Annotated in this window: 19 protein-coding genes and 2 tRNA genes; 9 read left to right on the top strand and 12 right to left on the bottom strand. The window is 58.7% G+C overall.

Annotated elements, in window-relative coordinates; all coding sequences use genetic code 11:
- Window positions 1-24: 24 nt before the first annotated feature.
- From exoR to H4I99_RS12895, 9 genes are all read right to left on the bottom strand, one after another.
- Entirely contained in the window at window positions 25-819 is a 795-nt protein-coding gene (gene exoR / locus H4I99_RS12935; protein ID WP_163905101.1) for an exopolysaccharide production regulator ExoR, read from the bottom strand.
- A 539-nt stretch (window positions 820-1358) separates the two neighbouring features.
- Window positions 1359-2516, bottom strand: a complete 1158-nt coding sequence (locus tag H4I99_RS12930) for an OmpP1/FadL family transporter (RefSeq protein WP_163905099.1) — start codon at window positions 2514-2516, stop codon at window positions 1359-1361.
- Window positions 2517-2935: 419 nt separating this feature from the next.
- Window positions 2936-5779 carry a valine--tRNA ligase gene (locus tag H4I99_RS12925; protein ID WP_163905097.1) on the bottom strand — a complete coding sequence of 948 codons (2844 nt, stop codon included), beginning with the start codon at window positions 5777-5779 and terminating at the stop codon, window positions 2936-2938.
- 122 nt (window positions 5780-5901) lie between these two features.
- Complete coding sequence (locus H4I99_RS12920) at window positions 5902-6777, bottom strand: PopZ family protein (protein ID WP_163905095.1); 876 nt, start codon at window positions 6775-6777, stop codon at window positions 5902-5904.
- A gap of 168 nt (window positions 6778-6945) precedes the next feature.
- Window positions 6946-8337, bottom strand: a complete 1392-nt coding sequence (locus H4I99_RS12915; protein ID WP_163905093.1) for a TolC family outer membrane protein — start codon at window positions 8335-8337, stop codon at window positions 6946-6948.
- A 255-nt stretch (window positions 8338-8592) separates the two neighbouring features.
- Window positions 8593-9264: a protein-L-isoaspartate O-methyltransferase family protein gene (locus H4I99_RS12910; protein ID WP_163905091.1), complete on the bottom strand. Its 672-nt coding sequence runs from the start codon at window positions 9262-9264 to the stop codon at window positions 8593-8595.
- 173 nt (window positions 9265-9437) lie between these two features.
- Window positions 9438-9770: a hypothetical protein gene (locus tag H4I99_RS12905; protein ID WP_163905089.1), complete on the bottom strand. Its 333-nt coding sequence runs from the start codon at window positions 9768-9770 to the stop codon at window positions 9438-9440.
- A 116-nt stretch (window positions 9771-9886) separates the two neighbouring features.
- Window positions 9887-9960 (bottom strand) — tRNA-Cys (locus H4I99_RS12900).
- 172 nt (window positions 9961-10132) lie between these two features.
- Window positions 10133-10417: a hypothetical protein gene (locus tag H4I99_RS12895; RefSeq protein WP_163905087.1), complete on the bottom strand. Its 285-nt coding sequence runs from the start codon at window positions 10415-10417 to the stop codon at window positions 10133-10135.
- 162 nt (window positions 10418-10579) lie between these two features.
- Here H4I99_RS12895 and H4I99_RS12890 point away from each other — a divergent pair.
- From H4I99_RS12890 to sseA, 6 genes are all read left to right on the top strand, one after another.
- Window positions 10580-10654, top strand: a tRNA-Asn gene (locus H4I99_RS12890).
- A 255-nt stretch (window positions 10655-10909) separates the two neighbouring features.
- Window positions 10910-11146 (top strand): hypothetical protein, encoded by a 237-nt coding sequence (locus H4I99_RS12885; RefSeq protein WP_163905085.1) that lies wholly within the window; start codon window positions 10910-10912, stop codon window positions 11144-11146.
- 235 nt (window positions 11147-11381) lie between these two features.
- On the top strand, window positions 11382-12824 hold the full coding sequence (locus tag H4I99_RS12880; RefSeq protein ID WP_163905083.1) for a cryptochrome/photolyase family protein: 1443 nt from the start codon (window positions 11382-11384) through the stop codon (window positions 12822-12824).
- Between the two features lie 305 nt (window positions 12825-13129).
- Window positions 13130-14170 carry a cysteine synthase A gene (locus tag H4I99_RS12875; RefSeq protein ID WP_163905082.1) on the top strand — a complete coding sequence of 347 codons (1041 nt, stop codon included), beginning with the start codon at window positions 13130-13132 and terminating at the stop codon, window positions 14168-14170.
- A gap of 4 nt (window positions 14171-14174) precedes the next feature.
- The gene (locus H4I99_RS12870) at window positions 14175-14912 is read left to right on the top strand and encodes an alanyl-tRNA editing protein (protein WP_163905080.1); all 738 of its coding nucleotides are present in this window, start codon (window positions 14175-14177) and stop codon (window positions 14910-14912) included.
- A gap of 39 nt (window positions 14913-14951) precedes the next feature.
- The gene (gene sseA / locus H4I99_RS12865) at window positions 14952-16391 is read left to right on the top strand and encodes a 3-mercaptopyruvate sulfurtransferase (RefSeq protein WP_163905078.1); all 1440 of its coding nucleotides are present in this window, start codon (window positions 14952-14954) and stop codon (window positions 16389-16391) included.
- A gap of 76 nt (window positions 16392-16467) precedes the next feature.
- Here sseA and H4I99_RS12860 read toward each other — a convergent pair whose 3' ends face one another.
- Window positions 16468-17307, bottom strand: coding sequence for a DUF4344 domain-containing metallopeptidase (locus tag H4I99_RS12860; RefSeq protein ID WP_163905076.1), 840 nt, complete (start codon window positions 17305-17307; stop codon window positions 16468-16470).
- Window positions 17308-17476: 169 nt separating this feature from the next.
- Between H4I99_RS12860 and H4I99_RS12855 the strand changes: the two genes are divergently transcribed.
- The gene (locus H4I99_RS12855; RefSeq protein WP_163905074.1) at window positions 17477-17947 is read left to right on the top strand and encodes a DUF1203 domain-containing protein; all 471 of its coding nucleotides are present in this window, start codon (window positions 17477-17479) and stop codon (window positions 17945-17947) included.
- 102 nt (window positions 17948-18049) lie between these two features.
- On the opposite strand, the gene ald is transcribed toward H4I99_RS12855, so the two are convergent.
- A complete protein-coding gene (gene ald, locus H4I99_RS12850; RefSeq protein ID WP_163905072.1) occupies window positions 18050-19168 on the bottom strand; it encodes an alanine dehydrogenase in 1119 nt (372 codons plus the stop codon).
- A gap of 157 nt (window positions 19169-19325) precedes the next feature.
- On the opposite strand from ald, the gene H4I99_RS12845 reads away from it, so the two are divergent.
- Together H4I99_RS12845 and H4I99_RS12840 are read left to right on the top strand one after the other, a co-directional pair.
- Window positions 19326-19787: an Lrp/AsnC family transcriptional regulator gene (locus H4I99_RS12845; protein WP_163905070.1), complete on the top strand. Its 462-nt coding sequence runs from the start codon at window positions 19326-19328 to the stop codon at window positions 19785-19787.
- A 104-nt stretch (window positions 19788-19891) separates the two neighbouring features.
- Window positions 19892-20227: a PilZ domain-containing protein gene (locus H4I99_RS12840; RefSeq protein WP_163905068.1), complete on the top strand. Its 336-nt coding sequence runs from the start codon at window positions 19892-19894 to the stop codon at window positions 20225-20227.
- Window positions 20228-20312: 85 nt separating this feature from the next.
- Here H4I99_RS12840 and H4I99_RS12835 read toward each other — a convergent pair whose 3' ends face one another.
- On the bottom strand, window positions 20313-21281 hold the full coding sequence (locus H4I99_RS12835; RefSeq protein WP_163905066.1) for a hypothetical protein: 969 nt from the start codon (window positions 21279-21281) through the stop codon (window positions 20313-20315).
- Window positions 21282-21293: the final 12 nt, after the last annotated feature.

Genomic DNA, 21293 nt, shown 5'->3' with positions numbered 1-21293 from the left:
GCATGAGATCACCTCGTTGGGTGACTATTCATTCTGGCTATAGACCTGCGGAGCCAGCGCCACAGCGACGCGCCGGTCGTCTTCGCTGGCCAGCGAAAATGCCTGTTCCTGAAGGTCCTGCATCCAGCCGCAATCTTTCGGCGGACAACGTTCGACGGCCGCCGTCAGGAAAGCAAGGCCACGAACCGTCTGCCCCTCCTGAAAGAGCACGTTGCCAAACACCGACATGGCGCCGGCATGGCCGCTCTTACGAGCGAGGTTCAACCATTTCTTCGCCTGCTGGACATTCGTCTTGCCGCCTTCGCCCGCGAGAATCATGCGGGCAAGCTGAAACTGCGCCTCAGGTACGCCAAAGGTCGAGGCGGCCTGAAAGTAAAGCTGGCGGGCTTGCGAGAGGTCGATCTGCACCGGGCTTCCCGGAATGCCCTGACGATAATAGCGAGCAAGCGACAGCAGGGCATTGACGAAGAAGCCGGTGTCTTCCGAGCCGGGTTCCACGCCTTCGCTTGCGATTTCGGAGTAGATCTTGAAGGCCTCGAAATCATTCTCGACCACGCCGTCGCCGTCGGCATACATGTTGGCAAGAGCCCAGCGCGAGCCCGTATGCCCCTTTTCAGCAGCGTAGCGATAGGCTTCGACAGCCTCCTGCTTCTGACCGTTCTTGTAGGCCTTGAAGCCGAACTTGAAGAGATCGAAGGGGCCGGATTCCTTGCTCACGCCGGAGTTGATATCGAATGCATGTCCGGAATTGCCCGCAGCAAGAAACAAAGCTGCCGCAAGAAGCAATGTCGCCGGAGACTTCCAGTCAGAATTGAACATAGTTCCGTATTTCTTCCACAAAACCGACGACATCAACCCATCCGCTCGTTCGATACCGAAGGATCGGCTGCATCATTGGAACGATTTAGCGCGAAAGCATGAACACCAGGTTCATCGCCGAGCCGTAATTCAATACGCCCTGCGCCAGCTCCGGCGCCCGCGTCAAACTCAACTTCAGCGACATTAAGAGTCCTTTCTGGCAAGACTACGACTGCCGCACCGCAACGTAGCCCCCTTCCTGAGAATTCGACTTCGCGCCACGTCGCCCCCGCAACGATGGCTGAATTCTGAGGGTATTCCCCGTTTACCTGCCCCATTCTTCACTCACGCTACGCCCACCGAGAAACGCTCTCGCCGTCTCTTGATATTATCGCTGCGCTTCGTTTGTGGCGGGAAATGGACAAAATTGACAGGGCCTGGCTTCGAAAAGAACGATTGGCCAACTGTTGCAGTTTCATCACAACCATGGTGCTGGCGTAAGAGACAAAAAGCCCGGCTTGAGCCGGGCCTTTCGAGTACCTTGTCAAAACGGGCGATCTTCAGAAGGAAATCCGGTAGGATCCGGAGACGGCATAGGCCCAGTCGCCATCCGCAGTCGCATTGTAGGTTGCGCCCTTCGCGAGCGACTGGCTGCCTGCGGTCATGTAGCTGATACCTGCACCGAAGCGAAGTTCGCCGGGACCTGCCTTGATCGCTGTACCGGCCGCGAGCGTCCAGGTGTCGGTCATGATATCGGCGCCGGTGCCCACGCCCTTGTCCCAGGTGAGGTTGATTGTGCCAGCCACCTTTTCGGTGAAGGCATGTGCGACACCGGCCTGAATGGTCCAGCCATCCTGCCAGTTGTAGATATCCTCATACGGGGTTCCGGCGACGGTATAGTTCAGAGCCTTCAGTACGCTCCAGTCCGTCCACTTCACAGAACCATAAACCAGCCAGCCCGGAGCAACACCTGACTGCACGCTGAGCTTCAGGGACTGCGGCAGCGAGCCGTAACCACTGGCGATGCGCGAGATCGGAGCGATATCCAGATCATAGGAACCACTATCGGTTTCATGATCGATCTGCGAACGGTACATCAACTGGACGCGCAGAGCGTATTCCTTGATTTCGTATGCAGCACCGAGACGATAGCCGTAGGAGCCGCTGTCATCGAGCTGGAGGGTACCACCCATGTTCTGCGCGGCAGGCGGCAGAAGTGCATTATAGTCGTTGCTTACGTTATGGGCGGTGTAACTGAAGTCCTGAATGAAACCGCCGCCGAGAACGTGCAGAACACCGCGACCGGCTTCAAAATTCACATCACAGGTCGCGGCATATTCGTTGCTGTCGAAACCCTTGTAGCCATACGGATTGTTGCCGTTGAGCAAGGCGGCCACCTGCGCATCCGGGCCATAATTCGAGTCGGCACCAAAGGGCTGCGTATAGGTGAATGCGCAGGCCAGACGGTCATGCAGCTTCACCTTCATGGCAACGCTCGGGATCCAGTAGTTATCCGAGAATACGCCATCGTCGTTCGCGACCCCTCCCGTGGTCTCGAACTCGCGTTGCGGCGATACCCAGGTGGCACCCGTTCTGATAACGACAGTGCCATCCTCATAGAGAATGTCCGTATCAGCTTCGCCGCGTGAAAAACCGCCTGCATTGGCAACGCCGGCAAAGGCCGTAGCGCCCAAAAGGCAAAGCAAGGTTCGTTTCATGAATTTAGTTGCCATCTGTCTCCCCACTCCTGGCAAATACTAAGAAGCCCATTTTAGCTAGGAGAGGGGTAATAACAATCTAACGACACCCCACCAGAACGGGTAAGACGCATTGCATTTCTTACGTAAATTTTCTTACCTTAACGTAAGAAGTCAAATTTCTCAGATTTTTTTACCAAAAATCCTTCAGCTGAGGCGCAATCAAAGAAAAAAAATCCAAAAAATGCACGAGTTGTTGCGACGGCGACACAGCCGGAAAATACTGTGTCTTTCATCACAACGTCACTCCCGATCCATTAAGGCATGAAAAATGCCGCTCTACCTGTTGCAGAGCAGCATTCTCAAGCGTCTGAAAAATCGTCACAAAATGCAAAATACAAGAAAGCACTGCAGCAAAAAGATTCGCTGCTCGCTTCTCGTCAACCGGCTTCGGCAACTCGTTTGAGTGCTGTCTCCAGGCTGGCGCGCTGCACCTCAAGTTCGGCAAAACGCTCGCGTTCCGCCGCCACCACCTCCGGATTGGCGTTCGCCACGAACTTCTCGTTAGCAAGCTTGGAGGCGATACGCGACTTCTCCTGATCAACCTTCCCGATCGCCTTTTCGAGGCGGGCCTTCTCGGCTGAAAGATCGATGAGCGAACCCAGCGGCAGGCAGGCGGTGGCCTCACCGACGACGATCTGCGCCGCTCCCTTTGGAGCTTCGCCGGCAAGCGCGATGCTCTCGACGCGAGCAAGGCGCTTGATCGAAGCTTCATGACGGGCAAGTCGCTCCCGGGTGACGCCATTCGATCCGACCACGACCAGTGGCGCGACGGCAGCCGGAGGAACGTTCATCTCGGCGCGAACCGAACGAATACCCGTGACGAGGTCAATCAGCCAGTTGATATCGGCGGCCGCGCTGTCGTCAGCGAAGGTCGGGGTCGGCCAGTCGGCATGGCAAAGCAGCATATCGCGCGCCTTGCCCTCACCTGCCGTATGCGCCCACAACTCTTCGGTCATGAAAGGCATGAAGGGGTGCAGCAGCTTGTAGGTCTCGTCGAGGACATAAGCAGCGCAAGCCTGTGCCTCGGCCTTTGCTGCCGCATCGTCGCTGGCGAAAACCGGCTTCAGCAGCTCCAGATACCAGTCGCAGAAGCTGTTCCAGACGAAGCGATAAAGCGCACCCGCCGCATCATTGAAGCGGAAAGTTGCTATGCTCTCGGTGACTTCGCGCTCTGTGCGCGCAAGTTCCGTCAGGATCCAGCGGTTGATGGTCAGCGTCGTCGTTTCTGGCAGGAAGTGCGGATCGTTAGCAACGCCATTCATCTCCGCAAAACGCGTCGCATTCCAGAGCTTGGTACCGAAGTTGCGATAGCCGGCGATACGAGCCGGATCAAGCTTCACGTCACGGCCCTGCGCCGCCATGATGGCAAGCGTAAAGCGCAGAGCATCAGCACCGTATTCATCGATCAGTTCCAACGGATCGATGACGTTGCCCTTCGACTTCGACATTTTCTGGCCGTTCTTGTCGCGAACCAGAGCGTGGACATAAACCGTGTGGAAGGGTTCGACCGGCTTGCCGTCCTCGTCCTTCATGAAATGCAGGCCCATCATCATCATGCGGGCAACCCAGAAGAAGATGATGTCGAAGCCTGTGACGAGCACGTCTGTCGGGTAATATCTGGCGAGTTCGGGCGTATCGCCCGGCCAGCCGAGCGTCGAGAACGGCCACAGCGCCGAAGAGAACCAGGTGTCGAGAACGTCCTCGTCGCGCGTCAGGATCTCGCCCGGCGCGAAGTTTTCAAGTCGCTCCTGTACCCAGGCCTTCCACGGACCTTCATGGGCAAGATAGTGCTGCACGGCAGCGTCTAGCGCTTCTTCCTCGGTCTTTTCAACGAAGACCTGACCGTCCGGACCGTACCAGGCGGGAATCTGGTGTCCCCACCAGAGCTGACGCGAGACGCACCACGGCTGAATGTTCTCCATCCACTCGTAATAGGTCTTGTCCCAGTTCTTCGGAACGAATTTGGTGCGACCCTCGCGAACGCTCTCGATCGCCGGCTTGGCCAGCGTCTTGGCATCGACATACCACTGTTCCGTCAGGCGCGGCTCGATCGGCACACCGCCACGGTCGCCGTGGGGAACCATGTGCTTGTGCGGCTCGATCTTTTCAAGCAGGCCTTCCGCCTCAAGGATCTCAACGATGCGCTTGCGGGCATGGAAGCGATCCTGCCCCTGCAGCGTTTCCCATACTTCCTGCTGTTCGCGAGTCGGCGTCAGCCCTTCCAGGAAATCGTCATTGTCGGTGATGGTAACGGTCGCATCGATATTCAGGACGCTGACCATACGGAGGCCGGTACGTTTGCCGACCTCGAAGTCATTGAAGTCATGGGCCGGCGTCATCTTGACCGCACCGGTGCCGGCGGTCGGATCCGGATACTCGTCGGCGACAATCGGGATCTTGCGGCCGACGATCGGAAGGACGACGTGCTTGCCGACGATCGACGCGTAGCGCGTATCGTCCGGATGGACGGCAACACCGGTGTCGCCCAGCATGGTTTCCGGACGCGTGGTGGCGACAACCAGATAGTCACGCGTTTCGAACTCGGTCGGCTTGCCCTCTTCGTCAAACGCGATCGGGTGCTCGTAGGTGACACCTTCTTCAAGCGGATAGCGCAGATACCAGAGGTTCCCACTAACCTCGACCTGCTCGACCTCGAGGTCGGAAATCGCGGTCAGGAGCTTCGGATCCCAGTTGACGAGGCGCTTGTCCTTATAGATCAGGCCCTGCTTGTAGAGCGTGACGAAAACCTCGAGCACGGCCTCAGACAGCCCCTCATCCATGGTAAAGCGTTCGCGCGACCAGTCGCACGATGCGCCAAGACGCCGCAGCTGATTGAAGATCAAGCCACCGGATTCAGACTTCCATTCCCAGACCTTCTCGACGAACGCCTCACGGCCCATCTCGCGACGGCTCGGAAGCTGCTGCTCCATGAGCTTGCGCTCGACAACCATCTGGGTGGCAATGCCGGCATGGTCCATGCCGGGCTGCCACAGCACATCCTTGCCGCGCATCCGTTCGAAGCGGATCATGATGTCCTGAAGCGTATTGTTCAGCGCGTGCCCCATGTGCAGCGAACCGGTCACATTCGGTGGCGGAATCACGATGGTGAAAGTGTCCTCGCCCGGCTTGGCGTTAGCGCCGGCGCGGAAGGCGTCAGCCTCCTCCCATGCCTTGGCGATCTTCGGTTCGACTGTGGTTGAATCGTAGGTCTTTTCGAGCATTTTCTGACCAGACTTCGAGGTTCTTCTTGTTGGTTTGTAAATAGGATGGCCGACCCCGAGTCAACAAGAAAGCCGCCCCGATCCCCGGAGCGGCCCTGTCCCTCAAGCTGGCGAAAAAGGAATTAGCGGCGGGGTCCGCGGGCCACACGCTCGATTTCCTCACGCACCAGTCGTTCGACAAGGGTCGGAAGATTATCGTCCAGCCATTCCTGCAGCATGGGGCGCAACATTTCCTCAGCCATCTCATCAAGGGAGCGGCGTTGCTGGCCGTCGATTGCCGCAGCGAGTTCGCCAAAAGAACGGGAAACCTGCTCCACCGTAGCGGCCGAAACAAGCGCATTCAGACCGGAAACGGCAGCTGCAGGAGTCTGCACCTCCGGCATCGCCTCCTCCGCAACAACCGGAGCCGCAGCGGTTGCGGCCTCGACATCGGCCATGGCCGCCGCTTCAAAAGCGGCAGTATCGAGCGCGGACGGAGTCGGCTCGACAGCCACGGGCTCGGCAGGCACTACCACCGCGCGTGCAAACTGGGGCTCCATGGGCCGGGCGGGAGCCGCACGTAGTTCAGCCATTCGGCTGGTCATGACCGGGCTTTCGGCACGGAAGGCAGCAGCCTGCTGTGGCACGGGCTCCACTGGAGCCATACGGTCGCTGCGCTCCGACGCAGAACGGACGCGCGCGGCAAGATCGGCCAGAGAGATGTTCTTGGCCTGGGCCTTTTCGACCGGGGCCTGCTGTGCAGCATAGGAAGCAGCAATCGGTTGGACCGGAATACCCGCATCGTTGGCGGGAACGATATCGGCGGCGGCATAGGAAAGCTCTTCATCGACCGTCAGATGAATCGCGTCGTCCATCTCATCCTCCTCGCCACCGTAAACCGGCGGCAGGGAACCGGACATCGCCTTTTCACCACCCGGATCATTGCTTTCGATAATCCGGCGAATCGAAGCCAGAATTTCTTCCATGGACGGTTCACGCGCTACACTTGGCTGAGCCATATTCATCCCCGTTGGTCCCAGATTTGACCGCCTGCCACAGCGCAACATCGCATACGCAGCAAACTGATTCGCGTTCACCTTAGGATACGCCTATGGGGAAAAAAATCACGAGAACGTCCGGAAATGGTACTGATACACAGCTTTCTTCGGACAGATTTACGTGAATGCTCAGCGCCCGTCGGGCGTGCGCAGTCCGAACCATGCGTCCTTAACGGCCTCATAGTGCTCTTCCGCCCGATATTCGGCCACTGCAAGGCCTTGGCTCTGGACGGTAAGACGGCCCGATGCCGCAATGACCGCATAGCTCGCGACAACTGCATTACGCTGATATCCGACCATGCTTTCCTTCGCTTCAAGCACTGTCTGCTGTGCATTGAGAACGTCGAGGGTCGTCTTCTGGCCGACATTACGCTCCTCGATGACACCCTGCAGCGCAAGATTGGCGGCCGAGATCTGTTTACGGGCTGCAGAGATTGCGGCGGTTGCCGCCTCCATCTGCGCATAGGCAGACGTAATCTGCTGAACCACCTCGGCGCGTGCTGAATCGACTAGAATGCGTTGTTCGCCGAGGGTTTCCTTGGCCTTGCGGATCTGGCCGTATTCGGCGCCACCCTGATAGATTGGGATCTTCAGCTGCGCCGTGATACTGGCCACGCTGTTATCAGGGCTGTCACCGCTCACGGAGGGCTCATTGGTCCAGTTGCGCCCGACGTTACCCTGAATCACCACGCCCGGCAGAAGACTACCTTCAGCGGATTTCACCTGATAACCGGCCGCATTGACGGCATGGAGCGCCGCCAGGACCGAAGGATGTTCGCGAATTCCGATCTGCACGGCAGCCTCGAGATTCTGAGGCAGCGCCTTGCTTGCCGGCGAAGGCTGCTTGATGCCCTTCGGCATCTCTCCGACGATCTGCACATAGGTCGCCTCGCTCTGCTTGAGCTGGGCCACGGCCGCGGAAAGCAGGGCCTGCGAACCGGCGAGCTGGGCCTCGGCCTGGCTGACGTCTGTGCGAGTACCCTCGCCCACCTGCAGGCGAGCATTGGCGGCATTCAACTGCTCTTGCAGGAACGCCAGGTTCTGCTTGCGAATGACGACGATCTGCTGGTCGCGAGCCACATTGGCGTAAGACTGCACAGCTGCGAGCAGGATCGAGATTTCGTTGGCGTGAAGGCTTTCGCGATTGGCGAAAACGCCGGATTCGGCTGCCCGAACGTTATTCAGGGTCTGGAAGCCGTCGAAAATCTGCTGAGTGATAGAAATGCCGACCGTCTGGTTGTTGTAACCATAGTCGGGAATTCCGCCGCTGATATTGGATACGTTGACGGCGCTTGCAGTGGCGGTTGCGGCGACTTGCGGCCGCATGCCAGCCTTGGCAATCGTGACGTTTTCGTCGGTGGCCCGCAATGCAGCGCGAGCAGCGTTGAGATCCGGATTGTTCTCATAAGCCTTGGCCATCGCCCCGTAGAGGCTTTCGGCGAAGGCCGTTGCTGGCGCTACCGCCAGCACAAGCGCGGGTAAAACAACGGAAGCCAGCGCAATTTTCCGGATGAACGACATATTCCACTCCCCAACTAAGAACGGCCTACGGAATATCCCCACTCCGCGCCGGCTATTGATGCCGGCAGCCCGTCCGTGAAGCTTCAACGCTTTCCGTACATTAGATGGCCTGCTGCAGCCTCGACTGCAACATGACCACCATCCTCATCAGGGAGAAACACAGACATCGTTGCGCAACGGCAACATTCTCATTCAGCTTCGACTAAATCAATCGCCCGAACGGAGGAGCCCCCGCAGAAACGGGGGGTAGTTCGATTAGAAAACGAATTCTTGAACCCTACGGAAACCCGGCAACGGGCGCACCGCGGTATTGAAGTAGTCGTTATGAGAGTAGGACTTCCCGGTACGGACATAAAGTCGCGCCCGGGAGGCATTGCCGTAGCCGACAACGGCAATAAGGCGTCCGCCGTCTCGAAGCTGGGAAAGCAGACCCTCCGGCACTTCCTCGACAGAACCGTTGAGGAATATGACGTCATAGGGAGCTTCGGCGGGGTAACCCTTTTCCATATCGCCCGTGACAACGGCAACGTTATCGCAACCGAGCTCCGAGAGCTTTTCTGTCGCCGACGCCGCCAATGCCTCGTCGCTTTCGACCGCAACGACAGAGCCCGCCAGCGACGACAAGATTGCTGCGGCATAGCCAGCGCCACAACCGATCTCGAGCACCAGATCATCCTTGGTGATGGCGCCGAGCTGCAGGAGCTTGGCAAGCGGCGATGGCTCCATGATGTAACGGGCGGGCCTGCCATCGGTAGCAGGCGCGATCTGCATGTCCTCATCGATATAGGCAAGGCGCTTCAGCTGGGCTGGAACGAAGGCTTCGCGCGGCACCGTCAGAAATGCCGTCAGCACGGAATGCGACGTCACGTCGGTCGTGCGAATCTGGTTGTCCACCATTTTGATGCGTGCTGCTTCGAAGTCCATCATTTCCTGTCGCCCCATATCCGGCCGCGTTGCGTCACGAGTGTCTTAATTGGAGCCGCCGCGGCTTTCAAGACATTGCACAGCCCCGCATGCGTTTCTCGGATGGCAAAGCTGCGCGCGGCGTCTGAAGACGACGAGGCTGACGCCGCACTCCTCAAAGCCGTCGCCTGCCCTCATCAATCCTCGATGGTATAAGTGTCGACCTCACAGAAATCGATCTTGTCGGAGAGATTCTCGTATTCGGCACTGTCCTCGAACACCGCCCGAACTCGATACTCACAGATATCGCTCCCCCCGACGAGAGTAAGTTTTCGGGATTTGCCTTTGCCGAGACCGTGCTTGTTCAGCAACTCCTGGCGCTGGCCCTTGCCATTCGCCGGCGTGGCAAAAAACTTCACGATCATGCCCTCGGTTTCGTTCTCCAGCGTCACGCTGAGATTGCCGGCCAAAGCCGGAGTGACCGAAAAACTGCACAGAGTGGCGACGGCGAGCATGAAATGACGACGCATGATCAGGTTCCTCCTTACTGGAGGCTTCATGCTCTAAGCCATTGCGTCAAAGGCGCAATCCGCCGCAATCGTCCAACTTTGTGCGGATCGGCGCAATCAATGTATAAATAAGGAAATGGAGGCCTCGCCCGGAATCGAACCGGGGTGCAAGGATTTGCAGTCCTCTGCGTAACCACTCCGCCACGAGGCCATTCCAAACTTAAAAGCGTGTGGTGGCGCGGATTTAGACGGGATACCGGGAAACCGCAAGAGGGATTTTCGCAAATTTACCTTTTAATTGTTCGAAACTTGAAAGGGGTGGCAAGCCCACCGAAAAACGCCACGCGACCCGAACGACGCCCCCAGTTCCGGCCTGACGGGTATCAGCCACGCCCGGCCCGCTTCACCTGTGGATAACGCTTCCGCCACCAGATCGCTATGCGTCGTCTTTTCCGGCGAACGGATGGAAGATCATGAGAAAGTACCAGCAGTCCGAGCGGCGCCATCCAGAAACCGAGAATAGGCAGGAATCCGAGAAAGCCACCGCCGACCAGCAGCGTACCGGTAACGATGCGTCCCGTCCGGGACCGGGGGAACGGCAACTCGAAACCACCGAGCACAAGTTTTCCACGGTCTCCGTCGATGCGGTATTTACCCTTGCCGGCCATTCGAAACCCTTTGGATTCATGGAAAAATGCGCCCAAGGGCACAGCGCATGAGATGGTACCTGAGAAAAAATATGCAAGCTTGTCACATTTTTTTTCAAAAAACCGCTTGGCAAATCGAACAGGCGTTTGTATTAGCCCACTCACACCGCGGCGAGCGGTTGTTCCCTGGTAGCTCAGCGGTAGAGCACTCGACTGTTAATCGATAGGTCGTCGGTTCGAATCCGACCCGGGGAGCCAAAGAATTCAAGGCCTGAGCAGAAATGCTCGGGCCTTATTCTTTTGTCCTTCAATAACTTGCGCCTCAACGATAGACCGTGAACCTTTTCGGTCATCTGCGCGCATCAATCATGGTGCCACTTCCTGAACTGAGCGCGCTCCGACAATTCGGCTGCAATCTCCTCATAATTCCGGATCACTCAGGGCAGCGAAACCCGGTCTTCATTTTTGCCTGATATCAAGCGGCCATAATATTGTGATCAGGAGAGAGAATATATGTGGCTCCAGCTTCATGACGGGGACGGCTTCCCCTTCTTCGTGAACATGGACAATGTGGTGGACTTCCGCTGGTACGAGCGGGAAAAATATACCTGTCTGCTGACGACCGCGCCGGTCGCCGAAAAACTGCACAGGCTTTATGTCCGCGAAAGCGCTGCGGAAATCATGAAACTGATCGGCGAGCAGCAGGTGAGAACGGCCCGAGTGACGGCTGCCGCCGTTGCCACGGCCTGACGCAACGATAACTTTCCATTTTCGAGTCAAGCGTAGGGGGGCGGGACCGCAGACGGCCCGCCCGTTTTCTTTACGTCGCCTCCCTTGAGCATCAGTGATGACTCAAACGTAATCTGGTCATGAGCTGGCGCATCTACGCGACGTTTTATGCAAGAAATCGCATGTACCGTTGATCCTCCACAGCACTCCCGACGTAGAACAGTTGTTTCGTGCAGCAGATTCGGGCCATTTCCTCATGACATCCCTAAGCCGGTCGCCGATCATTGTCTGGTTCCGCAAGGATCTCCGACTTCGTGACAATCTTGCGCTGGCCACAGCAGTTGAAAGCGCGAGACCGGTCGTGCCGGTCTATATTCTGGAGCCAGCATCGACTGGCACCGGACCGCTCGGAGCGGCACAAGCCTGGTGGCTACACCATTCGCTGTTGTCGCTCATCGCTTCGTTAGGGAACATTGGCAGCGGTCTCATTTTGCGCAGCGGCCCTGCCGAGGCCGTCCTTGCGTCTCTGATTTCAGAAACCAAGGCAAACGCGGTCCACTGGAATCGGCGTTACGACCCAGCCGGCGTCGCGATCGACACAACCCTCAAGGAAGCCCTTACCACGAGCGGGCTGACGGTTCGCAGTTTCTCCGGCCAATTGTTGCATGAACCAACCCGCCTGAGGACTGGCGGAGGAACGCCCTACCGCGTCTACACTCCTTTCTGGAAGGCGCTGGAAGCATCCGGAGAACCTCCGGAGCCTGTGCCAGCCCCGACATCGCTTGGCGCCCCAACCAACTGGCCGGGCAGCGAGAATATTGAAGACTGGAAGCTTTTGCCGACACACCCCAACTGGGCCGCGGAGTTTGCCGATGTCTGGCAGCCCGGCGAAGCAGGGGGGCAAGAACGCCTCGCAAGCTTCATCGAGAACGGTATCGGAGGCTATCGCCACGGGCGCGACTTCCCTGCCCGTTCGAACACGTCGAAGCTTTCACCCCATCTGTCGCTCGGCGAAATCTCACCCGCGGACGTCTGGCACGCCATGCGGGGCCTTGGTGCTTCCGTCAGTGCCGAAGACGTCATCCACTTCCGTAAGGAACTCGCCTGGCGCGATTTCTCCTACCACCTGCTTTTCCATTTCCCGGAGCTTGCGACCAAGAACTGGAACCCGAGATTCGACGCCTTCTCTTGGTCTGGCTCACAGGACCTGTTCAAGCGGTGGACAACAGGACGGACCGGCTATCCGATCGTCGATGCGGGAATGCGAGAACTCTGGCGGTACGGCACCATGCACAACCGGGTGCGCATGATCGTTGCCTCCTTCCTCGTCAAGGATCTGCTGATCGACTGGCGGGAGGGCGAACGCTGGTTCCGCGATACGCTGGTCGATGCCGACCCGGCGTCCAATGCCGCAAGCTGGCAATGGGTAGCGGGATCCGGTGCCGATGCAGCTCCTTTCTTCCGCATTTTCAATCCGATCACCCAGGGCGAAAAATTCGATCCGGACGGCGATTACGTGCGCCAACATGTTCCAGAACTGGCCAGCCTTGATGCGAGATACATCCACAAGCCGTTCGAAGCGCCGCAGGCTGCGCTCAGTGCAGCAGGCGTCCGGCTGGGCGAAACCTACCCGCTTCCCATCGTAGATCATCGCAAGGCGCGCAGCATGGCGATGGCTGCCTATCAGTCTCTCGATTAAGGATTCGGAGTACCCGGGCAGCAGCCCACGGCCTTGCAACGAGAAACACCGGTGACTCGGGCATGGTTTTTCAGAAGCGGCGGCAGGGTTGAAATGTGTTTTCTTGCCTTCACGCGTTTGTGGCCGGAAAAGTCTCGGCTGAGAGCGCCTTGCGTCCATTAGGAGGCATAAGGGGCGCTCTAAGGTCTTGAAGTTACGCATCGAGCCTTCCGAAAATCGATTCCGATTTTCAGGCCGATACGCTAGGGTCCAAACCCGATAAGGGTTTTGGCCCTATCTTCCGTGAAAGAGAAGGCAGATCCCCCATGTCATTTCATCCCTCCGTTCTCGAGGCCATCGGCAATACGCCGCTTATCCGCCTGAAAGCTGCGTCTCAGGCAACCGGCTGCACCATTCTGGGCAAGGCCGAGTTCCTCAATCCCGGCCAGTCGGTGAAGGATCGCGCAGCGCTCTTCATCATCCGTGATGCGGAACGTCGCGGCCTGCTTCGTCCCGGTGGCGTGATCGTCGAGGGTACGGCCGGCAATACCGGCATCGGCCTGACACTGGTCGCGAAGGCGCTTGGCTACCGCACCGTCATCGTCATTCCGGAAACCCAGAGTCAGGAAAAGAAGGATGCGCTGAAGCTGCTCGGCGCCGAACTGGTCGAGGTACCGGCCGTTCCCTACAAGAACCCGAACAACTACGTGAAGCTCTCCGGCCGCCTTGCCGAGCAGCTTGCCAAGAGCGAGCCAAACGGCGCCATCTGGGCCAACCAGTTCGATAACGCCGTGAACCGCGAGGCGCATATCGCCACCACGTCGCGCGAAATCTTCGAACAGACCAATGGCGAAGTGGACGGCTTCATCTGCTCGGTCGGCTCAGGCGGCACACTGGCCGGCACCGGCATAGGCCTGCGCAACCTGAAGCCCGAAGTGAAGATCGGCATTGCCGATCCGGAAGGTGCCGCTCTCTATGAGTATTACAAGAACGGCGAGCTGAAGTCCTCGGGCTCCTCGATCACCGAAGGTATCGGCCAGGGCCGCATCACCGCCAATCTCGAAGGCTTCACGCCCGATTTCGCCTATCAGATCCCGGATTCCGAAGCTCTTCCGATCATCTTCGACCTCGTCGAGAACGAGGGGCTTTGCCTTGGCGGCTCCTCCGGCATCAACATTGCCGGCGCAATCAGGCTTGCGCGCGACCTCGGTCCGGGTCATACCATTGTGACCGTGCTTTGCGACTATGGCACCCGCTATCAGTCGAAGCTCTTCAATCCGGATTTCCTGCGTTCCAAGAACCTGCCGGCGCCGGGCTGGATCGGGCACAAGGCACAGTTCCCGTTGCCCTTCCAATCTCCAGAGTGACCTCATGCCAACCACTGCTCTCTACCGCGACGACTTCTATCTCTCGACATGCGAAGCGGTGGTGACGGCAGTACATGAGGGCGGCGCGGTCGAGCTCGACCAGACCTGTTTCTATGCGACCTCGGGCGGCCAGCCCGGGGATACGGGCGTCTTCGAGCGCGCCGATGGCTCGAAGATCGCCGTTGCGGTCACACGCCACGGCGAAACCAAGGACATCATTCTGCATCAGCTTGCCGAGGGAGAGATCCTGCCCTTAGTCGGCGAAAAGCTGGTCCTGCATATCGACTGGCCGCGTCGCTACAAGCTGATGCGCATGCATGCCGCCTGTCATCTCCTGTCCGTCGTCTGCGCCTATCCGATCACCGGCGCCGCAGTCGGCGAAGATGAAAGCCGCGTCGATTTCGACATGTCGGAGACCATCGACAAGGATCAGGTGACGGCCGACCTTATGCGGCTCGTTCAGGAAAACCATCCGATTTACGTACAGTGGATCACCGACGAGGAACTGATCGCCAATCCTGGCATCGTCAAGTCGAAGAACGTCCGTCCGCCTGTTGGCATGGGGCGCGTCAGCCTCGTCTGCATCGGCGAAAACTCCAGCGTTGACAGCCAGCCCTGCGGCGGCACACATGTGTCGGAAACACAGGAAGTCGGGGCGATTCACATCGCCAAGATCGAGAAAAAAGGCAAGGAAAACCGTCGGTTTCGCATCCGTTTCGGTGCACCGGACGCTTCGGCCTGACCTCGGGGCCAAAACCTACAGATCATATGGGAGAAGACCATGCCTGCGGAGAAAAGCCGTTTCGTCGTGTCTGCCGACTGGGTCGAAAAACAGCTCGGCGCACCGGAGTTCCGGATTGTCGATGCCTCCTGGTATCTGCCGGCTCATAACCGCAACGGCGCGGCGGAATATGCCGCCGGCCACATTCCGGGTGCCGTGTTCTTCGATCAGGACGCCATCGCCGACCATTCGACCGGTCTTCCGCACACCCTGCCGACGCCGTCATACTTTGCGGAAGAAGTCGGCAAGCTCGGCATTTCCGCCACCGACACCATCGTCGTCTATGACGGTCCGGGCTTCTTTTCCGCGCCGCGCGTCTGGTGGATGTTCCGGGTGATGGGTGCAAAGGCCGTCTACGTGCTCGATGGCGGCATCGACGGCTGGAAGGCCTCGGGCCGACCGCTGGAAACCGACCTGCCGGAACCGAAGCCTGCCACATTCGAAATCACTTTCGATCGCAAGCGCGTAACCTCCTTCCCGCAGATGCTGGATATCGTCGAGGCCGGCTCACGGCAGATCGCCGACGCCCGCTCGGCCGGCCGCTTTACTGGCGAGGAAGCCGAGCCCCGCGCCGGCATGCGTTCCGGCCACATGCCGGGCGCTCGTAGCGTTCCTGCTTCCATTCTCTCAGAGAACGGTCACCTGAAGGACCTGGCGACCCTCCGTTCTATCTTCACCACCGCTGGTATCGATCTTTCCCAGCCGGTGGTCACGAGTTGCGGGTCCGGGGTCACGGCAGCGGTGGTCACGCTCGCGCTGGAATCCATCGGCCACAGCGACAACTCGCTTTACGACGGATCGTGGTCGGAATGGGGTTCGAAGCCGGAAACGGAAACGCCGATCGTTACCGGCGCGGCCGAAGCGATCGGCGCGCCGACACACGGCCCCCTCACCGCAACTGTGACGACGCTGGAGATGACAGCGCCTCCGAAGGCCAGCCTGCCGGTGCCGGTCAACATCCAGACAGCGATCATGCGGACCCATGAAATTCCACTGCCGTTCTATCGTTTCCTTCACCGTCAGGTGGGCGCCCGCTGGCACTGGTACAGCCGGCTCAGGATGAGCGATGCCGAACTCAAAACGGCAATCCACGATCCGAGAGTTACCATTTCCGTGCTGTATGTGAATGGAGCACCTGCCGGTTTCTTCGAGTTCCTGCAGCAGAGCGAGGAACTGGTCGAGCTTTCCTATTTCGGACTGATCGAACACGCGCTCGGCCTTGGCCTCGGCAAGTGGTTCCTCCTGCAGGCCCTTTATTCTGTCTGGCAGGGCAATCCGAAAAAGGTGGTGGTGACGACCAATTCTCTGGACCATCCGCGCGCGCTGCAGCTCTATCAGCAGTTTGGCTTCTCGCCTGTTGGAACCTCAACCACGCTTGTAGATCCGATCAGCGAAACAGAGCTCCTGCAGCTTCTCAAGCGCGACAACGTCGCGCTCTGATCCAGCCTTTTCAATCTGGGAAAGCGCCGTTGCTCCGGAGGGAACGCGGCGCTTTTTCGTCCGGCGCAGCCGGTCTTCAGTTCTGCACCTTCTCGCGCTTGAAATAGCCATCGATCAGCATGAGATGCTGCACGGCCAATTCATAGCAATAGGTGATCTCACGCGTCTGCGGATTCCAGAAGGCGTTGACGACGCCACAGCTCTTGGCCGTCAGTTTGATACCATCATCGAATTTGTAGCTGGTGCCGATGCCCTCGGAAACGAGTTCCAGTACGCTTGCCTCCTTCAGCATGTCCGCGAAGATCTGGACATCCGGATTGTCGGCAGGCTCGTAGGAGACATTGAGCGGCTTGCCCTTGCCCTCCTCCGCCTGATGCTGTGCCAGAAGCGAGAACCAGCTATCCTTGGCATGCTGATACTCCCCCTCGCATTCCTCCCGGCGTTCCCTGGGGAAATCGAGCGAGTCGGCAAAATTCTCGAAATACTTCGCATCCGCCCCGACCATCATGCAGACAATGGCATAGGCGCGCTGGCGGTCGAGACCGTGCGTGTCGAGGAAGTCGGTTTCGTTCAGATCCTCCTCACGTGCTTCATCCGACAGAAACCAGCCATCGGCGGCATCCTGCATGGCGACGTCGAGCTCCTCGACATCGGCCTCCAACAGCAGGATCGAGGAGAGCGCATCGACGGCATCCTCCTCGCGCCCCAGAACCGGCAGGCCGAATTCCGAGATCAGCATGTGGCCAGCCTCGTGAAACAGCGTGAAGATCGCGTTGTTGACCATGAAGGTCCGCGCCTCTTCCAGCTGCTTCTCCGTCAGCTTTGCCTCCTTGGCGGCCTTGGCCTGTAGCGGGCCGGCCCCCGCTACGACTGTGACCATCAGTGCCGCCGCCAGTCCGATCGACAACCTCCTCATGTACCCCCCCCTGTTCTCCTGAAGAGCGAAAACGCAGCAGGAAGCTAGGACAGCGGGAAGAGAGGGAGAATCGCCAAATCTGGGCGGATATCAGCCGCCAAGGCAGGAATCGGGTGGGCGAGCTTCGTCAGGAGCGGGACAATGGGGCATAATCAGAAGGAACCACCTCATGACGACCATCACATTCACGCCCATGCCGAGCGATCAGGCGACTTCCTACCGCCTCGGGGAAGCGGACGCCTATGGCCTTGCCCCCGAGAGACGCATGACCTCCGGCACCGGCTATCCCTGCCGCCACTGCCTTTCGGACATCGGCGACGGCAAGCCGTACCTGACGCTAGCCTATCGTCCCTTCCCGGCTCTTCAGCCTTATGCCGAGACAGGGCCGATCTTCATGCATGCCGAGGAATGCCCACGCTATGCCGGCGAGAGCGTGCCGCCGATCCTGGAAAGCAGTCCCGATTATATTTTGCGCGGCTACGGCCACGACGACCGCATCGTCTACGGCACCGGCGCCGTCACGCTGCGCGAAAATGTCGAGGCGCGAGCCGCCGAACTCCTGGCGCGACCCGATATCGCCTATGTGCATGTCCGCTCCGCCCGCAACAACTGCTATCAATGCCGGATCGACCGGGCCTGACCGAACATGAAAAAGGGCCGGCCGATGGGAGAGCCGGCCCTTTCGGCCACGGCCGCACCGAAGAAGCGGACCTGACATCGCGCTTGCCGTGGCCGTAACCTCTCAGGCGACGTTCAGCGCCAGTTCTGGCGCCTGAAGGTCATATCCCAGCGCCTCCGCGACAGGTCCGTTCGTAACCCGGCCCCGGTGGACGTTGAGGCCATTGCGCAGATGACGATCCTCGGCAATCGCCCGCAGGCCCCTGTCGGCCAGCGCCAGACCATGCACCAGCGTGGCATTGTTGAGAGCATGGGCCGACGTCACCGGAACGGCGCCCGGCATATTGGCGACGCAGTAATGCACGATGCCATCGACCTCATAGGTCGGATCGGAATGGGTGGTGGCGTGGGAGGTCTCAAAACAGCCGCCCTGATCGATCGCCACATCGACGATGACCGCTCCCTTCTTCATGCCGGAAAGCATTTCGCGGGTAACGAGTTTCGGCGCGGCCGCACCAGGGATCAGCACCGCGCCGATCACAAGGTCCGCCGAGAACACTTCCTGTTCCAGTGCATCTATGGTCGAATAGACGGTGTGTATGCGGCCGGCGAAGAGTTCGTCGAGCTGGCGAAGGCGCGGCAATGAGCGATCGATTATGCTCACGTCGGCGCCAAGACCCGCCGCCATGCGCGCGGCATGCAGGCCGACGACGCCGCCGCCGATCACGGTCACCTTGGCCGGCAGGACACCCGGGACACCGCCGAGCAGAATGCCACGGCCTCCATTCGCCTTCTGCAAGGCCGTCGCCCCCGCCTGAATTGCAAGACGCCCCGCAACTTCGGACATGGGAGCAAGCAACGGCAGCCCGCCACGGTCGTCGGTAACCGTCTCATAGGCGACAGCCGTCACGCCACTGGCCAGAAGGCCCTTCGTCTGTTCCGGATCGGGCGCGAGATGCAGATAGGTGTAGAGGATCTGGCCATCGCGCAACTGCACCCATTCGGAGGGCTGTGGTTCCTTGACCTTGACGATCATGTCCGACTTTTCGAACACATCCCTGGCGCTTGCGGCGATCCTTGCGCCCGCAGCCATATAGGCCCCGTCATCCGCGCCGATCCCGGCTCCGGCTCCCGTTTCGACAAGCACGTCATGGCCATGGGCCACATATTCGCGCACCGCGCCGGGCGTCAGTCCGACGCGATATTCATGGTTCTTGATTTCCTTGGGGCAGCCTACGCGCATGGGTTCCTCTCTTCTCGCCGGCCTTGAGCCGGTCTCTCGCTAAAAGCGAGAAATTGAACCACCGAATGCGTGGAATGTCCTTGCAAAATGGAATTGCCAAAACCGCGTCATTCGCAGAAAATTGCGTTCGCTTAAGCAAACTTCGAAAGATCCGCGAATGAGTGAACTCGACAGCATCGATCTTGCCATTCTGAAGGAGCTTCAACAGAACGGCCGCATGACCAATGCCGAACTCGCGGAGAAGGTGGGCCTCAGCCCCTCGGCCTGTTCGAGACGGCACGACATTCTCGAAAAGACCGGAGTCATCAGCGGCTATTATGCCCGACTGTCGCACAAGGCGATCGAGTACAAGATGATGGTGATCGTCCACATCTCCCTCTCCGGACAGTTCGCCAAGACGCTCAGCGAATTCGAGGCGGCAGTGAAGCGCTGTCCGAACGTTCTGGTCTGCTACCTGATGTCTGGCGAATACGACTATATCCTCAGGGTCGCGGCCAAGGATCTCGAAGACTACGAAAGGATCCACCGCGACTGGCTATCCGCCTTGCCGCACGTGGTGAAGATAAACTCCAGCTTTGCACTCCGGGAAGTCATGGAACGGCCCAATGTCGGCCTCTAACGGTCCCAAAATGCAGAATAGTTCATATTTTACCGACCAGATTTAATCAGCGTCTACGCCTCGTTTCCATAATGCCCCGAAATCGAACATCACGGGGGCAAACGATGGAGCAAAGACTGCAGATCGAAGGGCGCAAGGCGAACCGGAGCCGCGTCCGCATGAAGGGCAGGATCAGGCACCTCAACCAGGAAAGCGAAGGACGCATTTACAACGTCTCGCGAACCGGCATCGGGATCGAGCTGCTGGGAAGGTTGCATGTCGCAAAGGGCAGTCACGTCGTCGTTCAGACCGATGACATCGGGCTGATTGAAGGCACTGTGCGTTGGGCCTATGGCGGCTATCTGGGCGTCCAGATCGATCAGAGTTCCAATTCTCTGGCGCAGATGTCCGCCTATTTCCGCAATTTCCATCAGGAGGTTCGGCCAGTTCTCGTCCGTTAAGAACTGCTATAGCGACGTCTGATCCGAAGACCAGTGCCCGTACCAGGCACTGGTCTTCCGCACTGCGTTTGCAGACTGGCAGGCCCTACTTGAACTCAGGCGCAGCCGCCTTCAACTCGATATCGAAGGGCTGAATCGCTCCGTTTCCGAGCAAGTAGCGGACATCGTTGAGGTAGTTTCGCGACCGAGACACCTCGATATCAATCACGCCATTTCCGCTGGGCGATGCCTGACCAAGATCGTTCAGGGAAAAGCGGGCATTGTTGGTGCCAACGACGCCTTCAATCGTCGCGGTTGCCGCTCCCTGCGGCACGACAAACTGGACCTCCTTGGCGCCGGTCTCTACCGGTTTCGTGACCAGCTCCTGTCCGTTGGCGTCCTGCAACACAACCCGACAATCAACACATTGCTGCGAAATCGCACCGATATTGAGAAGAACCTCTGCGGGCGCAACGGTCGATTCCGATTGGGCGAACGCATTTGAAACCAGAAAGGAGCTGTTTTTAATCATCGCTCCCTCCGTCACCACCGTTGTGGTCTTTGTCACTTCCTGTGTTGGAGACGCGGCGGTCAAGGTTGAGAGGACGAATGCCGGAGCGCCGATCCCAAGGAGAAAAGCCTTGCCGTTGACCTCCTCCCGCACGAAATGAGCCACGAGCCCGCCAATCAGTGCCAACAGCAACAATATGCCTATCGACGCAATGATCGGTACGGCCACTGAATAGGCGGCCTCCTTGTCAAGTTTTGCCAACCAGTTTGCAAACTCCCCCGATTGTGCCCTGACTGCCATGCGTGCTAGCTCCGGCGACATGCCGCCGACCGCACCAGCCATGAAGATCGAACTCCACCATTGCATCCAGCTACCCCCTATGACGTCCGAGTTACACTCCTTTATCCTACTATTCCATAGATTGCATTTCAACAAAACACAATCAACGATAATTGCACACGTCACGCCTTGGTGATGACACTTCATCACCATCACATCCCTGTCATTTTCGGGATGCACTTCTCGAAAAACAGACATACTCTCCCGGCCCGAGAGGATATTCATGAAGGAGCCCGC

The organism is Paenirhizobium daejeonense, assembly GCF_014280875.1.
Taxonomy (GTDB): Bacteria; Pseudomonadota; Alphaproteobacteria; order Rhizobiales; family Rhizobiaceae; genus Allorhizobium; species Allorhizobium daejeonense.
Note: the sequence above shows the minus strand (reverse complement) of the source record. Positions and strands in the feature narration are given on the sequence as shown.

Coding starts and splice junctions, on each gene's coding strand:
- H4I99_RS12930 (WP_163905099.1), bottom strand. CDS start 2,516: ATGAAACGAACCTTGCTTTGCCTTTTGGGCGCTACGGCCTTTGCCGGC.
- H4I99_RS12920 (WP_163905095.1), bottom strand. CDS start 6,777: ATGGCTCAGCCAAGTGTAGCGCGTGAACCGTCCATGGAAGAAATTCTG.
- H4I99_RS12855 (WP_163905074.1), top strand. CDS start 17,477: ATGACGACCATCACATTCACGCCCATGCCGAGCGATCAGGCGACTTCC.
- H4I99_RS12885 (WP_163905085.1), top strand. CDS start 10,910: ATGTGGCTCCAGCTTCATGACGGGGACGGCTTCCCCTTCTTCGTGAAC.
- H4I99_RS12840 (WP_163905068.1), top strand. CDS start 19,892: ATGGAGCAAAGACTGCAGATCGAAGGGCGCAAGGCGAACCGGAGCCGC.
- H4I99_RS12925 (WP_163905097.1), bottom strand. CDS start 5,779: ATGCTCGAAAAGACCTACGATTCAACCACAGTCGAACCGAAGATCGCC.
- sseA (WP_163905078.1), top strand. CDS start 14,952: ATGCCTGCGGAGAAAAGCCGTTTCGTCGTGTCTGCCGACTGGGTCGAA.
- H4I99_RS12835 (WP_163905066.1), bottom strand. CDS start 21,281: ATGAATATCCTCTCGGGCCGGGAGAGTATGTCTGTTTTTCGAGAAGTG.
- H4I99_RS12905 (WP_163905089.1), bottom strand. CDS start 9,770: ATGCGTCGTCATTTCATGCTCGCCGTCGCCACTCTGTGCAGTTTTTCG.
- H4I99_RS12875 (WP_163905082.1), top strand. CDS start 13,130: ATGTCATTTCATCCCTCCGTTCTCGAGGCCATCGGCAATACGCCGCTT.
- H4I99_RS12910 (WP_163905091.1), bottom strand. CDS start 9,264: ATGATGGACTTCGAAGCAGCACGCATCAAAATGGTGGACAACCAGATT.
- H4I99_RS12895 (WP_163905087.1), bottom strand. CDS start 10,417: ATGGCCGGCAAGGGTAAATACCGCATCGACGGAGACCGTGGAAAACTT.
- H4I99_RS12915 (WP_163905093.1), bottom strand. CDS start 8,337: ATGTCGTTCATCCGGAAAATTGCGCTGGCTTCCGTTGTTTTACCCGCG.
- ald (WP_163905072.1), bottom strand. CDS start 19,168: ATGCGCGTAGGCTGCCCCAAGGAAATCAAGAACCATGAATATCGCGTC.
- H4I99_RS12845 (WP_163905070.1), top strand. CDS start 19,326: ATGAGTGAACTCGACAGCATCGATCTTGCCATTCTGAAGGAGCTTCAA.
- H4I99_RS12880 (WP_163905083.1), top strand. CDS start 11,382: ATGACATCCCTAAGCCGGTCGCCGATCATTGTCTGGTTCCGCAAGGAT.
- H4I99_RS12860 (WP_163905076.1), bottom strand. CDS start 17,307: ATGAGGAGGTTGTCGATCGGACTGGCGGCGGCACTGATGGTCACAGTC.
- H4I99_RS12870 (WP_163905080.1), top strand. CDS start 14,175: ATGCCAACCACTGCTCTCTACCGCGACGACTTCTATCTCTCGACATGC.
- exoR (WP_163905101.1), bottom strand. CDS start 819: ATGTTCAATTCTGACTGGAAGTCTCCGGCGACATTGCTTCTTGCGGCA.